This is a genomic window from Leptospiraceae bacterium (genome assembly GCA_016708435.1).
Lineage (GTDB): Bacteria > Spirochaetota > Leptospiria > Leptospirales > Leptospiraceae > UBA2033.
The window spans coordinates 324,216-339,492 of record JADJFV010000034.1; the positions used below are offsets into that span (position 1 = coordinate 324,216).

The window sequence follows — 15,277 nt, forward strand, 5'->3', positions numbered from 1 at the left end:
CAGAATGAAAGCCATAGAGAAGCATCGAATTTATATAGGGAAAAGGCAGTAATAGGAAGTGGATATTAGTTTATCAGATTGCGAGAAAGAGCAGATTCATATACCAGAGTTAATACAGCCGCATGGATATGTATTAGTTTTTAACAAGAATACGCATATAATTACTAGATATAGCGAGAATTTTGAGCATTTAATCGAGCAGGCAAAGGACAAACTGATCGGGAAAAGGATAAGTGATGTTATCCCTTCGAGTGTCTATAAGATAATTAAAACAAAGCTAGATTTTTCAATGTATAAGCGACATACTTTTTTTAATGCTGTGCTTGAACAATACTTTGAAAAGCCTATCGATATTATAATTTGTGATGCGATAGGCGAAATTATTCTTGAACTCGTTCCCAATTCAAATATCGAGGAAGATATCCACTCTATGGATATCCAATTAAATGAAATTGTTCGCAAAGTGATAACTACTCAACAAATAAATTCACTTTTTGATGTAGCCGCAATTGAAATAAGGAAACTATCTGGCTATGATAGAGTGATGATTTATAGGTTTGATGAAGAGTTTAACGGTGAGGTAATTGCCGAATCTAGAGAAGCGGCAATGGAGTCTTATCTAAATCTTCATTACCCTGCTAGTGATATTCCATCGCAAGCTAGAGAACTTTACAAAACGAATATGATACGAACTATAGTGGATATTCATTATAAGCCGGTTCGAATTCTAAAATCCATTAACGAATCTTCTGCACCTTTGGATATGAGCCATAGTTATCTTAGAAGTGTATCTCCTATTCATTTGGAGTATTTGCACAATATGGGAGTAAGGGCAACTTTAACTATTTCGATCATGGTAAATGGCAAACTATGGGGACTCATTAGCTGTCATCACCGAACCGCATTTTCTCCGAATATAAAGCGCTTGAATCTTGTTGAAATTTTTGGAAACATACTTGGTGGAATTATTCAGGCACGAGAAGAAAGTGAAAATGAAAAAAGAAGCAGTGAATTGCTTGCTCGTCTTGACCTTGTAATGGAAATGCTTTTGATGCATGAAAAGAGTTCTGATCTAATGAGCCTGATTCAGAAGAAAATTCATTTGCTTCAATCGATTTTTAGTTCTGATGGATTTCTTGTTTACACAAACAATGCTATCATTGCGCATAATTTCCCTTTTCCTGAGAATGAAATAAAGCAATTGATAGATTGTTTAAAACCATTGGTGCAAGATAAAATTTTCCATACAGATAATTTGGTATCGGTAAACAGTAATTTGCCGGAAGTTATTTTGGAGATGTGCGCTGGTCTTATCGTAATGAAATTAGACACGCAGCCGAGTAGTTATTGGATATGGAGACGGAATGAAAAAACGCAGACCATTTCTTGGGGAGGAAATCCAAATCAAAAAGCGATTTTAAATCAACAGGGAGTAATTTCACCGAGAAAATCATTTGAAAAATACAATCAAATTGTAACCAAGAAATCAATTTCTTGGGATATATCTGAAAAAGAATTTTATATTCATTTAATTCCACGGTTATATAGATTGCATGAAATTTTTGAATCGAATAAGGAATTAGAGCACCATAAGCAGCATATACTTCATATAGAAGAAGAGCGTGCAAAACATTTTGAAGAATTAGTAGAAATGTTAGTTAGTGTAATTGAAATGCGCGATGCTTATACTGGAAATCATACTCGCAGAGTTGCAAGTTATTCACTAGCGATAGGTAAAGAATTAAAGATCAATAAGGAAGATATTAATCGACTTAGAGAAGCCGCCATTCTTCATGATATTGGAAAATTAATTATTCCAGATACAATTTTACTGAAACCGGGAAAACTATCTTATAAAGAATACGAATTGATTAAGCAACATGTAATAGTGGGACACCAGATTCTAGACAAGATAGATTATTATAAGCCTATCGCGCATATCGTTCTAAATCATCATGAGAAATATAATGGAACTGGGTATCCTTTGGGAAAGAAAGGCTCTGAAATTCCTTTTCTATCGCAAATAATGATTGTTGCTGATTCGTTTGATGCTATGACTACGAATCGAATTTATCAACCTAGAAAGACATTTGAAGAAGCATTGGCAGAGTTGATAAAATATCGTGGTATATGGTATCACCCAGAAGTCGTAGATGCCACAGTAAGAATGGTGAAAAATTTACAAATAATAGAATCCGAAACATCTCAAATGCCATTTACGCAAATTGAAAAAGAAAGGTTTTCTTATTTTTTCAAAGACCAATTAACAAATATATATAATGCGACTTATTTGTGGCGAGTCATTAATGATTTAATTCCAGGAATGCATTATAATTATTTTTTAATGATTGAACTTCGCGGAATGACAGATTACAATTCGCATTTTGGGTGGAATAAAGGAAATGAAATCATTCAAGAGTTGGCGCAAGTCTTGATAAAAATTACGAAAGAAGAGCAATTGTTTAGAGTCTTCGGGGATGATTTCATTGTCTGTTTTGAAACGTTAGACGCTAAGGATTCCTTTTTAGCAGCATGGAAGATTACTCAGATTCAAGGAGTCTTGTGTAATTGCAGGTCCATTGAAAAAAACATGTTCATAGAAATTCTATAAAACTAATGAATCTTGATCCCAAAACTGTAATCCTGTTTAACGCAATCGGATCTCTTTCTATTAGCTTTGGCTTTTATATAATTTCGCGCGGTAATCTCCGTCAGATATGGGAAATCAGAAGTTGGGCACTTTCCACTTTTATTCAGTCTACCGGTTGGATAATCATTGGAGTATTGCGCGGAATAATTCCTGATTTCATATCTATCATTTTGGGCAATGGTTTACTTATTTTATCGCAGGCAATGACTTTTAACATTCTTTGCAAGTTTCTAAATATAAAGGCAAATCGTTATTATTCGTATCTAGTAACTGGAATCGCAACTCTTTTTATTTGCTATTATCAAATGATTGAACCTGATTTTTCGAAGAGGTCAATAGCTTTATCAATTAGTATAGCATTGATTCAGATTTCTTCTGCGTTTGCTTTGCTTAAGCCTTTAAGTCGTCATTCGGTTCATTATTTTATTAGCGCAACTTATGCGATATGCGGTATTTCCTTAATTGGTCGCGCAGTATTTTATATAATTCATTCGAATCCAATCAATTCACTGTTTGAGCAAAATCTAATGCAAGACATTGGCTATCTTATTTTCTTTTTGACAGTCATGCTTTTGCCCTTTGGTTTTTTATTATTGTGTATAGATAGATACATTGTTAAGAAAATGCAGTCAGATGAGAAAATACAAAAGTTGCTAATGGGAGTTGAACAGAGTCCAGTTTCGATTGTGATCACAAATACAAAAGGGGAAATAGAATATGTCAACCCGTGGTTCTCGGAGGTAACAGGTTATAGCCGAGAAGAGGTGATTGGTCAAAATCCTAGAATATTGAAATCAGGATTCACACCTCATAATGAATATGTGACTATTTGGGAACAGATTGCAAGTGGAGAAAAATGGAAAGGAATTTTTCACAATAAAAAGAAAAATGGAGAATTATACTGGGAATCCGCAAACATCTCACCAATTCAGAATGCGAGAGGAGAAATTACACATTACATAGGGATCAAAGAAAACATTACTGCTCAAATAGCTGCAGACAAAAAAATCAAGGAAAGTGAAGAGAAGTATAGACTCATTTTACAAACGTCGAGGGATTTGATTCACATACTAGATTTGGATGGGAATCTCATCGAATTCAACTCTGCCTTTTTAACGCATCTCGGATATACAGAAGAAGATGTGAAGAATTTAAATGTCAATCAATGGGATGCACAATGGAATCAAATTGAATTGGAAAAAATTATTCCAGATTTAATCAAGAATCCGAAAATTTTCGAAACGGTTCACAAACGAAAAGATGGATTACTTGTAAATGTCGAAATCAGCGCAACTGGTATAATGATTAAAGACCAATTCTTCTTATATGCAGCAGCAAGGGATATAACTGTTAGAAAAAAATGAACTCATACTAACAGAAATTAGAAAAAAACTGAAAGATTCAAATACAACTAAGGACAAATTTTTTTCCATTATTGCACATGATTTAAAGGGTCCAATTGGAAATATCAATTCAATCTTAGAAATTGTTACTAGTAAAGAAAATGAGATATCGAAACAAGAAAATGACAAATTTATGAGTATGCTAAAAATTTCAGCAAAGAATGTTATGAGTTTACTAGAAAATCTTTTGACATGGTCTCGTTCACAGCGAGGGGATATTGATTTTAACCCGAAGAAATATGCTTTGAATGAAATTGTTAATTCTAATGTAAGTCTTTTTTTCTTCCATGGCGGCTAACAAGAATATACTTTTAAAAAATAGCATTGAGGACAAAGTATCTGCCTTTTTTGATTTTGAAATGATGAATACTGTCTTTAGGAATTTAATCAGTAATGCAATCAAATATACAAGGGAAAATGGAGAGGTGAATATTTCTGCCGTTGAAACTAAGGACTTCACTGAATTTGTTGTGAGGGATAATGGGATAGGAATGAGCGAAGTGATACGCGATGGTTTGTTTCGATTGGATGTAAAACAGGCAAGCATACAAGGAACAAAGGGTGAGCACGGCTCTAGACTTGGCTTGATTCTATGCAAGGAATTTATTGACAAACACAGGGGAAGCATTACAGTAAAATCCAAACCGAATCAGGGAAGTGAATTTCTAGTTCGGCTTTATTGGAATAATCATGATGAACCTCGACCCCAAAACCTTAATTCTTTTTAATTCGATTAGTTCTCTATTTATTGGGCTTGGACTTTATACAATTTCGCATGGCTACCTAGGACAAATCTGGGAAATAAGGCGATGGGCTCTTACTGTATTAATGCAGGCTGCGGGATGGATTTTTCTTGGAACTGTTGGTGAGGCTAATTCTGATTATGCATCAGTTATTCTTGGTTATGGTTTAATTCTTTTTTCATTATCCATGAGCTTTAATATTCTTGCGTCTTTCTTGAAAGTTAAGATAAGACATTATCTTGCCTACTTTTTATTTGCCATAGGATTGAGTCTTATTGGATTTTACACGTTTGTGTTTCCAGATATTTTAAAACGCATTGCTTTTCTCACTCTCTCCAGTTCCATTCTTTTTATTTCTTCCAGTTTTATTTTAGTAAAGAATAAAAAATGGAAATTGAAAAGTCATTTTTTCACTGCATCGATTTATGCGATATGCGGAATATTTTTGGGTTCAGGGTCGATTTACTTTCTACTTTGGGATAAGCCTCATATTCAGTCAATTTTTGAACGTGATAATGCATTAGGAATTTCTTATACAATTTTTTTGTTAGGCGTAGTTCTGATTCCATTTGCTTTCTTACTTATGTGCATTGATATATTCATCATAAAAAAAGAGATGGCAGATCAGAGAATTAAGAAGTTAACAATGGGAATCGAGCAAAGTCCGAATTCGGTAATGATTACCGATACAGATGGTGCAATCGAATATGTGAATCCTAGTTTTTCGGAGATTACAGGCTATTTGTCGGAAGAGGTAATCGGAAAGAATCCCAGAATATTGAAATCAGGGTATACATCTCTAAAAGAATACAAAGAAATATGGAATACTATAGGCTCTGGTCAAAGATGGAAAGGAATCTTTCGTAATAAAAAAAAGAATGGAGAACTTTATTGGGAGTCTACAAGCATTTCTCCTCTAAAGAATCAATTAGGAGAAATTAGTCATTTCATTGCAATTAAAGAAAATATTACAGCTCAAATTATTGCGGAACGAAAATTAGCCGAGAGTGAAGAAAAACATAGACTCATCATGCAGACTTCTACGGATCTAATTCATATTACGGATATTCGCGGTAATCTCCTTGATTATAATTCTGCTTTCTTAAGGCATCTTGGTTATAAGGAAGAGGAAGCCGAAACTCTGAAAGTGAAAGACTGGGACGTGCAATGGAATGAATCTGAGCTTGAGAAGATAATTGAGGATCTTATTCATAAGCCACAAATGTTTGAAACCATGCATCGTAGAAAAGATGGAACTGTCCGCAATGTAGAAATTAATGCAATCGGAATAATGATTCAAGGCGAATACTACCTATATGCCTCCGGAAGGGATATAACAGAAAGAAAGCAAAATGAATTTGCGCTCAAGGAGAGTGAAGAAAAATTTAAAAGCTTCTTTCAAATGAATAAAGCCATATTTTTATTAATCGATCCAATGAACGGCAAAATATTAGACGCAAACTCCGCTGCTCAGAATTATTATGGCTATTCAGTTGACGAATTAAAGTCAATGCGGGTAACAGATATTAATACCCTGAGTCCAGAAGAAATAAAAGCTGAAATGCAGAATGCTTCTCTATTTATGAGAAATTATTTTAATTTTAAGCATAGATTAAAAAATTCTGACATAAGGGATGTAGAAGTATATTCAACACCAATAACTATTAACCAAAAAAATATCTTATTTAGTATGGTGCATGATGTTACTGAGCGCAAAGAGGCAGAACGATTATTGCTAGAAAGTGAAACTAGATTGAAACTTGCTTTAGAAGGTGCCAAGGAAGGAACATGGGATTGGAATATTAAAACTGGTGCAGTCATTTTTGACAATTACTGGGCTGAAATGCTTGGGTATGAACTATCAGATATTGCGCCTAATGTTACTTCATGGGAAGAATTGTTACATCCTGAGGATAGAGAAATTGTATTCGATTGTCTTACGAAGCATTTGAATGGCGATACAGAAGTTTATCAAATGGAGCATCGAATGAAGACTAAATCTGGTAAGTGGAAATGGATATTAGGGCACGGAAAAGTGATTGAAAGAAATGAGGTAGGAGAGGCGCTTAGAGCCATTGGAACTCATGTAGATATTGATATTTACAAAGTTGCGCACGAAGAACTTAGAATTGTTTCCGAAGAGTTAAAAAATTCAAATGCGACAAAGGATAAATTTTTTTCGATTATATCCCATGATCTGCGAGGTCCGATAGGAAACATAAATTCACTTCTAGAATTAATTACAAATACAGAAAGCAAATTATCAGAAGAGGAATACAGTGAGTTCATGGGAATTGTCAAGTCCTCTACAAAAAATGCTTATATCTTGCTTGAGAATCTTTTAGTATGGTCAAGATCGCAAAAGGGGCAAATAGAGTTTAACCCCTTTAAGTATAATATTCACGATTTGATTAAAGCGAATATCAATTTGTTTATTATTTCTGCTAAGAATAAAAAAATTTCCATAACTAGTAGTGTAGATAAAAATGTATTTGCCTACTTTGATTTTGATATGATGAATACCGTGATTCGGAATTTGATTGGAAATGCAATTAAGTATACCAATGAGAATGGTGAAATTTTAATTTCCGCCAGAGAAGAATCAGAGTTCACTGAAATTAAAATTCAGGATAATGGTATAGGTATGAGCGAAGCAATTGTGCAAAGCCTCTTTCGAATTGATCTAAAGCAACCAAGTATTCAAGGCACAAATGGGGAAAAAGGCTCTAGGCTTGGTTTAATTCTGTGCAAAGAATTTTTAGATAAGCACAAAGGCTATATTGGTGTGAAGAGTGAGCCAAACAAAGGCACAGAATTCATCGTTAGGCTTTATTCGCCAACGGTAAAGTAAAACTAATTTCTGTTATATTTCCATCTGTAGTAATCCAGAATAAGCCGCTATTTTTTTCTACCAACTCTTTACATAATGCTAAGCCAAGTCCAGATCCTTTTTCTGCATCATCAAGAGGTCTATCAATATGATATTCAAATTTGAATATTTTTTCCTGTAAAGGCTTGGTAAAAAACATGCCTTTGTTTATGATTGAAATTGTAATCTTCTCTGAATCGGAAGTTGTTTTAATTTTTATAAATTCATGATAGTTTGTAAACTTAATCGCATTGGAAAATAAATTTTCGAGGATGATTTTCATTGCGTATTCATCTGCGAGCGCAAACACTTCATTTTGTGCTAACTCACTCTCTACAGTAATTTTCTTAGATTGAATAGTTTCAGTGTATTCTTTTACAATTTCGTTCATGATCTTCGATAAACTGATTTTTTCTGCTGTGAGTTTAATCAGATTTGTCTCAAGCCGGGACCAGTAGATTAAATTTTTGAGATAGGATTTTGTTTCGACATTGAATTTATTTAGTTTTGCTAATGATTCTTTCGCAGCCTTCATATCATTCACATTGATGAAGTCTTGTAGAGAAGTAATCCTGGAAAAAATTTCATCCAAATCATCTTTCATATCCTTTGCTATGATGGAAAAGAATGTATTTTTCTTATTATTTAATTCCTTTAATTGTTTATGAAGCAAGCTATTTTCGAGATGAACTTTTACTCTTGTAATGACTTCTGGATTTTGGAAAGGCTTTGAAATAAAATCAATGGCTCCGAGTCGCAATCCTTCCACCTTTGTATCTATATCCTGATGGGCACTTATAAATATTACAGGAATTTCTCTTAGCTCTGATCTTGACTTTATAATGGAAAGAAGTTCTAAACCACTCATCTCAGGCATATCAATATCAAGAAGAATTAAATCAGGAACTTGTTGATCGAGTAGCTTTAACGCATTTTTTCCACTCGAGGCAGAAATGACATTGTATTTCTCAATCTTGAGAATTAAGCTGAGCATTTTCTCGCTCATTTCTTCATCATCAACAACGCAAATAGTATAAGCCATTTATTTCTCCAAAAATCTTAATATCAGGCAATAAGTTACTGTCGCCTGATGAACAAAGTTTTGTCAATGGATAATTATCAATTACTTCACTAGAGTCTCAGGCTTGAATTCAAGAATTGATTTAATCGAATACTCGCTTAGTTTGTATACTATAGGCTCATTATTTTTTCGCACATAATAAGTATTTAACTTTTTATCAAATCCGGCGGATAGAATTGTATAGCTTTTAGGAATTCCATCTTTGCTTTTAAAATCTACTCTTAACTCGAATGGATTGGCATCAATATTAGATAACACTGATTCATCTACTAAAATATCATCGCTATTAACAGAAGAAAGTTTAGAGAGAGTAGTGCTCATATCTTCGTTTGCAATCTCTCCTTTTTTAGGGGATTCAAGATTCCAAGCTTTTGTCTTTCTAATCTCATAGCTATTGCCTATCCTTTTAAGGGTAATACCGATTATCTCCTCTGATGTAAGCCCAATGGGAGATACTTTTTTGTTTAGAAAATGAACAAAATCAGCCCGGTTGGTTGCTGCTTTCAGATTTTCTTCTATTAAGTAAATATCATCTGAATCTTTCCACTTTATATGACTACTGTTTGCATCGGAGGTAGCAACAGAGCCTACTAGGAAGTAACCGATAGAATTGACATTGTCAAAAAATTCTATACGAATTTCATCTTCGTTAAAACCATACTCGTCCGCTCTTTCTTTTGAAGAGCTAACAAGCGTATATTTTCTCGCGTTGGAAAGAGATTTTAAAAGTGAATCCATTTTTTCTTTGTCAACGGGAAGAGTTTTTCCCTTTGCCAAAAGACTCCATTCATCGTTTCCTTTTTTAAGTTCAAACTTTGAATCCGGAAGTTTTGTTTTCTCTACGGTGATTTTTGTGATTGGAGAATTTGTATTATAGAAAGTAGATGCTTGATCGTAACTGCTGATTCTAAATCCAAATGGATCTTTTACAATGAATATAAGTAGAAGAAAAATAATGTTAATCGTTGTCAGTGTAAGAGCTGCATTATTCATGCAAAAATTAAAAATTTTATTGTAGTATTCTAAAATAGATTTCATGGAAATTACCTTTTACCTGAAGTTCTCTTTTTCAAACGAAGAAAGGCATATATTCCAATGCCCACTGGAAGGAGTAAAATATTAAGGAAGCTATAAATGAACTTTTCAGTTTTATTTACATCCTTTAAATTCTTAGTGTATACTTGCTTGGTTCTAAGAGAAAGCATGTCTGTATCTCCACTGAGTATATCTATGACGTTTAATACAAAGCTCAAGTTGGTTCGGAATAGGGGTAGATAGTCGTTAGTCGCAAGCATATCTGAAACAATATAAGGACTTCCAAAGACTACGATTTGACTTTTCTTTCCTTCTTTTGTTTTGTCGATAAATGCTTCTGTTGTCTCTTTGGGAACAGTATCTGTTGTAAAATAAGATTTTAGGTTTCCCTCTACATGCAGCCCTAGCACAAAACTTGTATTTTGCGCATTGATTGGCTGTTTGGCAACTTTTTCTTCATTTACAATAACAAACTCAGCTCTCTTGTCAGCCTTCTTAGTGCTTTCAATCAATGTTGTGTATACTGCTCCCGGTTGCTTGTCAGACTTCACGTCTATAGAAGACGTCCATGGAAGTAGAACTGCACTGGCATTTTTTGTGAACTGACTCTTTGGATTGATTGTTCCGCTTTCTTTTCTCGGAATAACCCAGAGCGGATAATGGAAAGCTTCCGCATTTGGATTCGTCAATTGCTGAAAGATCGAAGTCACTGCGTAAGAATCATCTGGCTCAAGGATCATATCAGTTTTAATTTCTATTCCATAATGAGAAAGAAAAGCATTGATTGCTCCTACTTCTGCCGCAGGTTGGGCTAATCCTTCATTGCCTCCACCCATCATCGCGGCCATTTGATTTTGCCCGCCCATTTGGAAGTTAAAAGTCTTTGCAAAGATTAAAAGGTTTCCACCACGCATTAGGAATTGATCTATATAGTATTTGCCCTTATCCGTTAAGTCAGGAGAGCCTACCCATAATACAGTTTTAATTTCATCTGGAATGCTTTCTGAATTTACATTGATTTCTTGGATTTCTCCATTTTCAGGAGCGAATGCTCTGTGCACAAAAAGTCCAAAGGTATCTTTTCCCATTCCCTGTGTTTGTTCTGGAGCTAAAAATGCGCCGGCAGTTTTAAGAATAGCAACTGTAGAGGAATTATTCTTCTTAAGCATTTTCTTAAGTGAGGATAATATCTGGTATTCGATTGCTTCTGCGAAATAGGCATTTGGAATAACTGTGGACTTTGAGCCTACGGTGAGTTTAATTCCAAAGTAGGCTTGCTTGATTTCGACAGAGCCTCTTTCTTGCTGATTTAATTGAGCCGGCTTAATTCCTGCTTCTGTAGCTTTCTTCTTATCCGACTCATTGGAGTCGGGGTCATGAAATCTAAGCTCTACTTTTTTGCGATTTACATTTGCGATTTCTTTAATTAGCTCTCTTGTGAGGCTAAGTCTGGCTTTGTGCTCACCTGGAACATCGGAAGAATAAAATGCATCAATGTATAGTTTTTCAGGAAGATTTTGTAAAACTTTTTCAGTGCTGTCTGTCAGATTAAAACGATTTTCCCTTGATAAGTCTTTGCGACAGTAGAAATCACTGATTAGATAATTGAATAGGAAAAAGCTTAAGAAAGTGCTAAAGGAAATAAATTTATAATTCTTATTTAGTTTAGAAAAAAACTCTATCATTTTTTACCTCGAATTACAAAAACATTTAAAAATAAAATTACTTTAATAAAACTAATAAAATACAGAACATCCCTCGGATCAAATACTCCCATTCGAAAAGATTCGAAGTGTTGAGAGAGGGAAAGAAATGCGATAAATCCACCTAGAAAATTTCCAAAGAATTTGAGTATAGGCTGATATCCCATGATAAACATGAGAAAGCAAGCAAGTAGTGTAAGGATGAATGCAGAAATTTGATCTCGCGTGAGAGAGGAAATGATTAATCCAATACTGATATAAGCACCTCCCAAGAGGATAGTCCCTATATACCCCATAAGAACAAGACCGAAATCTAAGTCGCCTAGGATACGCACTGTTAGGGGAGCGAGTAGGGTGCAAAGAATGGTAACGGTTAAAAACATCCAAGCAGATAAAAATTTACCGATAACGATTTCGTAGTCTCTGATTGGTAGTGTCATTAGAACTTCGATTGTTCCTGACTTTTCTTCTTCAGACCAGATTCGCATTGTGATAGCAGGAATGAAAATTATATAAAGTATTGGAATCCAAGAAAAGAATTGCTCTAGACTTGCGATTTTTAAATCCCAAAATGAATTTCCTCCCAGTCCATAGAAAAATAAAAAGGAAATTAGAAGTAAGAAAAAGGAACTGAAGATATACCCTATTGGTGTGTTGAAGTAAGTGGATGCTTCTTTACGAAAAATTGTTTTTATATTTCTCATGGTTACTTACGTGTTAGCTCCTCAAAGATTGATTCTAGAGAGCGTTTAAATACTTTAAGCTCTCTTACTGGTAGACTGGATTTTGCAAGTGTCGCAAATACTACTTCTGGTTTTAATTCAGTCATATGCACTAGATAGCCTTTAAATCCTGCCTCATTTATTTCTGGGAATTCTTCTACGCTCAGAAAGGGCGCGGCTGCAAATAGCGGTTTCACCTGATTTAACTCTGCGCCTACTTGAATGGATACAGAGAAACCGGAATGTAGATTTTTTACGGAAGAATTGGCTACAATATTTCCCTGGTTAATGATGATTACCTCATCACAAATATCTTCTACTTCTTGCAAGATATGAGTAGATAAAATCAAAGTCTTTTCTTTACCCAGTCCTTTGATTAAAGTTCTGATATGTGAAATTTGATTTGGATCAAGTCCTGATGTAGGTTCGTCTAAAATAATTATTTCGGGATCGTGAATCAATGTTCCGGCTAAAGCAACCCGCTGTTTAAATCCTTTTGAAAGAAAACTAATCGGAGTATTATAATGCGATGATAGCTCACAGATTTCCACCATCTTTTCAATTCGTGATGGTTTATCAAGAGTAGCCACACCACGAATATCTGCCATATAATTTAGATATTCACTGATAAGCATTTCAGGATAGAGAGGAGCGGATTCTGGTAAGTAGCCGAGCTTCTGCTGAATCGTAATTGGATCTTCTAGAAAAGCATGAGTGCCATAATAGATAGATCCTGAACTTGGTTCTAAATAGCCTGTGAGTAAGCGCATAGTCGTTGTTTTGCCCGCGCCGTTTGGACCAAGTAGTCCCGTAATGACTCCCGGTTTTACTGAGAAGGAGATGTTATTCACGGCTACTTTGTTTTGAAATTTTCTAGTTAAATTTTCTACACGTAACATTCTGATACACCTTGATTAGAACAAAATTGTAGAAAACGGTCTAGTGTCGATAAAATTTTTTTTATAATACCAAGCTTTTATTGTAAGAGTTTAAAGGTTTCCTGGTTTAGATAATTGTCTTTGTATTTTTGATAGTTGGCAGCGGTGCGTGTGATAATCTCGCGCTCTTTTTCATTTATATCTCGAATGATTTTTGCGGGACTACCCATCACTAATACTCCTGGCGGAATTTTTTTTCCGGGAGTGACTAGGGATCCTGCGCCAACGAATGCGTATTCGCCGAGTTCAACGTCATCCATTACAGTTGCACCCATTCCTACGAAAGAAAAATCTTTTAGGGTTGCTCCGTGAATTGTAACTCTATGTCCAAGCGAAACATTATTTCCAATATTAACTGGATAGACGTCACGCGCCACATGTATGAGAGACATATCTTGAATATTACAGTTGTCACCAATTCTAATATAATTTACATCACCACGTATCAGAGTTTGAAACCAGATCGAAGTATTCTCTCCTATCTTTACATCTCCAATGACTTCTGCACTAGGAGCAATGAATGCAGACTTTGCAATAGCAGGACGAATTCCTTTAAATTCATAAATCATAAGGATATAAAAAATTAAAATGATCCTCCTGTCATCCCTGAAATTACATATAAGAAATCTTTTTTGCCACAGAGGCACAGAGACACAGAGAGGTTCAGAATTTCTCTTTGTTTATTTAAGTAATCAATTTAATGAGAGCGGGGAAGTTAATTTTATATTTTAAACTCACAAACATACGCATGAAATTGGAAAATAAACATTATTTTGTTAAACGAACTCTCTCTTGAAATTCCTCCGTGACTCAGTGCCTCTGTGGCAATCAAACAGTTGTTGTTTTTAATCTTTCTTAATTTTACTTGCTAGATTCAATTTTCGGAAATTTCTGGTATTCACTGCCCATGCAAAGTTATAAACCAAAGTCGCAACTGCCTGACCATTTAGAATTCTTTAAACGTTTTTTTATTCGATTATCTGTTTCGTCTCTTTTGTCTCTGGCAATTGTTTTTATTACAAAGTTTTTCCTTTTTTTTCCATACACAATTCCAAATGATTTTATGAATCCAGAATTTAAAAAAGGAGAGCGAATTTATATCACTTATTTATTTCAAAAAGATAAGCTACTCATCGGGGATGTTGTTTTAGTAAAATTAAATCCAGAAGGCAGTGTATTGCTTGCCCGCGTAGTTGGAAGAAAAGGTGATAGAGTATCTCTAAAAAATAAAAAGCTATTTCGCAATGGGAATCAAATTTCAGAATCAGATAAAATTCTGCTTACCGATAAGCGCTCCCCTTTTGCTCCTTCTTTTTCTAAGAGAGACAACTTAGATGAAATTCTAGTGAAAGAAAAAACCTATTTTCTATTAGCCGATAATCGAGATGAAGGAATTGATTCTAGGGAACTAGGGCTTTTCCCGCAGGATTCTATTTTAGGCAAAGTTCTTTTTTAGCACTTGCCTAAATTAGAATGATTAAAAAAAATACCATTAGCATTCAATAAAACTTTTTTTCAGGCAGAGCAATGAATTTTAAACCAGAAGATGTTTTACTCGTTTTTCAAAAATCAATTCAAAACTGGCATGTCCATTTATCGCCGGCAACCAATCCATACAAAAAAGATTCAATGGATTATATTCTCTATTCTAAAAATCACATCGATACAATCCAATGGCATGTAGAAGATGAGATACGTAGAGCTGATATTGCCGACTCAGAAATTGCAAAGCTCAAACGACAAATAGATGCGCTCAATCAAGAGCGAACTAATTTGGTAGAAGTCCTCGATGATTATTTTTTAAATCTTTATAAAACAGTAATTATCGAGTCGGGAGCGAGATTGAATTCAGAGACTCCTGCCTGGCTCATTGATCGAATGAGTATTTTAGAATTAAAAATCTACCATATGCAAGAGCAAACTGAAAGAAAGGATGCAGATGAGTCGCATATAAATCAATGCAAAGCTAAACTCGCTGTCTTACTCGAACAAAGAAAAGATCTTTCTACTTGTTTAAATGAATTGCTAGAAGACTTGCAACAGGGTAAAAAATTTATGAAAGTATATCGTCAAATGAAAATGTATAACGATAAGAATTTGAACCCCGCGCTCTACGCGAACGAAAAATCATAA

Annotated in this window: 13 protein-coding genes; 7 read left to right on the forward strand and 6 right to left on the reverse strand. The window is 34.6% G+C overall.

Annotated features, from left to right (window positions below):
• Nucleotides 1–58 precede the first annotated feature (58 nt).
• From IPH52_24285 to IPH52_24305, 5 genes are all read left to right on the forward strand, one after another.
• Nucleotides 59–2,611: an HD domain-containing protein gene (locus IPH52_24285; protein MBK7058111.1), complete on the forward strand. Its 2,553-nt coding sequence runs from the start codon at nucleotides 59–61 to the stop codon at nucleotides 2,609–2,611.
• 5 nt (nucleotides 2,612–2,616) lie between these two features.
• A complete protein-coding gene (locus tag IPH52_24290; protein ID MBK7058112.1) occupies nucleotides 2,617–4,014 on the forward strand; it encodes a PAS domain S-box protein in 1,398 nt (465 codons plus the stop codon).
• Between the two features lie 178 nt (nucleotides 4,015–4,192).
• On the forward strand, nucleotides 4,193–4,351 hold the full coding sequence (locus IPH52_24295) for a hypothetical protein (protein ID MBK7058113.1): 159 nt from the start codon (nucleotides 4,193–4,195) through the stop codon (nucleotides 4,349–4,351).
• Nucleotides 4,341–4,781 carry a HAMP domain-containing histidine kinase gene (locus tag IPH52_24300; protein MBK7058114.1) on the forward strand — a complete coding sequence of 147 codons (441 nt, stop codon included), beginning with the start codon at nucleotides 4,341–4,343 and terminating at the stop codon, nucleotides 4,779–4,781. Before IPH52_24295 ends, IPH52_24300 begins: the two co-directional genes overlap by 11 nt.
• Nucleotides 4,744–7,647: a PAS domain S-box protein gene (locus tag IPH52_24305; GenBank protein MBK7058115.1), complete on the forward strand. Its 2,904-nt coding sequence runs from the start codon at nucleotides 4,744–4,746 to the stop codon at nucleotides 7,645–7,647. The genes IPH52_24300 and IPH52_24305 overlap by 38 nt, the downstream gene beginning before the upstream one ends.
• Here IPH52_24305 and IPH52_24310 read toward each other — a convergent pair.
• From IPH52_24310 to IPH52_24335, 6 genes are all read right to left on the reverse strand, one after another.
• Entirely contained in the window at nucleotides 7,619–8,707 is a 1,089-nt protein-coding gene (locus IPH52_24310) for a response regulator (GenBank protein ID MBK7058116.1), read from the reverse strand. The genes IPH52_24305 and IPH52_24310 overlap by 29 nt on opposite strands.
• An 81-nt stretch (nucleotides 8,708–8,788) precedes the next feature.
• Nucleotides 8,789–9,784, reverse strand: coding sequence for a DUF4340 domain-containing protein (locus tag IPH52_24315; protein ID MBK7058117.1), 996 nt, complete (start codon nucleotides 9,782–9,784; stop codon nucleotides 8,789–8,791).
• A 5-nt stretch (nucleotides 9,785–9,789) separates the two neighbouring features.
• On the reverse strand, nucleotides 9,790–11,466 hold the full coding sequence (locus IPH52_24320) for a GldG family protein (protein MBK7058118.1): 1,677 nt from the start codon (nucleotides 11,464–11,466) through the stop codon (nucleotides 9,790–9,792).
• Nucleotides 11,463–12,188 (reverse strand): ABC transporter permease subunit, encoded by a 726-nt coding sequence (locus IPH52_24325; GenBank protein MBK7058119.1) that lies wholly within the window; start codon nucleotides 12,186–12,188, stop codon nucleotides 11,463–11,465. The genes IPH52_24320 and IPH52_24325 overlap by 4 nt, the downstream gene beginning before the upstream one ends.
• A gap of 2 nt (nucleotides 12,189–12,190) precedes the next feature.
• Entirely contained in the window at nucleotides 12,191–13,105 is a 915-nt protein-coding gene (locus IPH52_24330) for an ATP-binding cassette domain-containing protein (protein MBK7058120.1), read from the reverse strand.
• Nucleotides 13,106–13,182: 77 nt separating this feature from the next.
• Nucleotides 13,183–13,713: a gamma carbonic anhydrase family protein gene (locus IPH52_24335; GenBank protein MBK7058121.1), complete on the reverse strand. Its 531-nt coding sequence runs from the start codon at nucleotides 13,711–13,713 to the stop codon at nucleotides 13,183–13,185.
• Nucleotides 13,714–14,051: 338 nt separating this feature from the next.
• Here IPH52_24335 and lepB point away from each other — a divergent pair, with 338 nt between their 5' ends.
• Together lepB and IPH52_24345 are read left to right on the forward strand one after the other, a co-directional pair.
• Nucleotides 14,052–14,600, forward strand: coding sequence for a signal peptidase I (lepB, locus tag IPH52_24340; GenBank protein ID MBK7058122.1), 549 nt, complete (start codon nucleotides 14,052–14,054; stop codon nucleotides 14,598–14,600).
• A gap of 71 nt (nucleotides 14,601–14,671) precedes the next feature.
• Nucleotides 14,672–15,277, forward strand: a complete 606-nt coding sequence (locus IPH52_24345) for a DUF4254 domain-containing protein (protein MBK7058123.1) — start codon at nucleotides 14,672–14,674, stop codon at nucleotides 15,275–15,277.

What these genes read in the sequence shown, in the direction of transcription:
- IPH52_24305 (MBK7058115.1), top strand. Translation starts at nt 4,744, where the DNA reads ATGATGAACCTCGACCCCAAAACCTTAATTCTTTTTAATTCGATTAGT.
- IPH52_24335 (MBK7058121.1), bottom strand. Translation starts at nt 13,713, where the DNA reads ATGATTTATGAATTTAAAGGAATTCGTCCTGCTATTGCAAAGTCTGCA.
- lepB (MBK7058122.1), top strand. Translation starts at nt 14,052, where the DNA reads ATGCAAAGTTATAAACCAAAGTCGCAACTGCCTGACCATTTAGAATTC.
- IPH52_24295 (MBK7058113.1), top strand. Translation starts at nt 4,193, where the DNA reads ATGCTAAAAATTTCAGCAAAGAATGTTATGAGTTTACTAGAAAATCTT.
- IPH52_24290 (MBK7058112.1), top strand. Translation starts at nt 2,617, where the DNA reads ATGAATCTTGATCCCAAAACTGTAATCCTGTTTAACGCAATCGGATCT.
- IPH52_24315 (MBK7058117.1), bottom strand. Translation starts at nt 9,784, where the DNA reads ATGAAATCTATTTTAGAATACTACAATAAAATTTTTAATTTTTGCATG.
- IPH52_24330 (MBK7058120.1), bottom strand. Translation starts at nt 13,105, where the DNA reads ATGTTACGTGTAGAAAATTTAACTAGAAAATTTCAAAACAAAGTAGCC.
- IPH52_24325 (MBK7058119.1), bottom strand. Translation starts at nt 12,188, where the DNA reads ATGAGAAATATAAAAACAATTTTTCGTAAAGAAGCATCCACTTACTTC.
- IPH52_24320 (MBK7058118.1), bottom strand. Translation starts at nt 11,466, where the DNA reads ATGATAGAGTTTTTTTCTAAACTAAATAAGAATTATAAATTTATTTCC.
- IPH52_24345 (MBK7058123.1), top strand. Translation starts at nt 14,672, where the DNA reads ATGAATTTTAAACCAGAAGATGTTTTACTCGTTTTTCAAAAATCAATT.
- IPH52_24300 (MBK7058114.1), top strand. Translation starts at nt 4,341, where the DNA reads ATGGCGGCTAACAAGAATATACTTTTAAAAAATAGCATTGAGGACAAA.
- IPH52_24310 (MBK7058116.1), bottom strand. Translation starts at nt 8,707, where the DNA reads ATGGCTTATACTATTTGCGTTGTTGATGATGAAGAAATGAGCGAGAAA.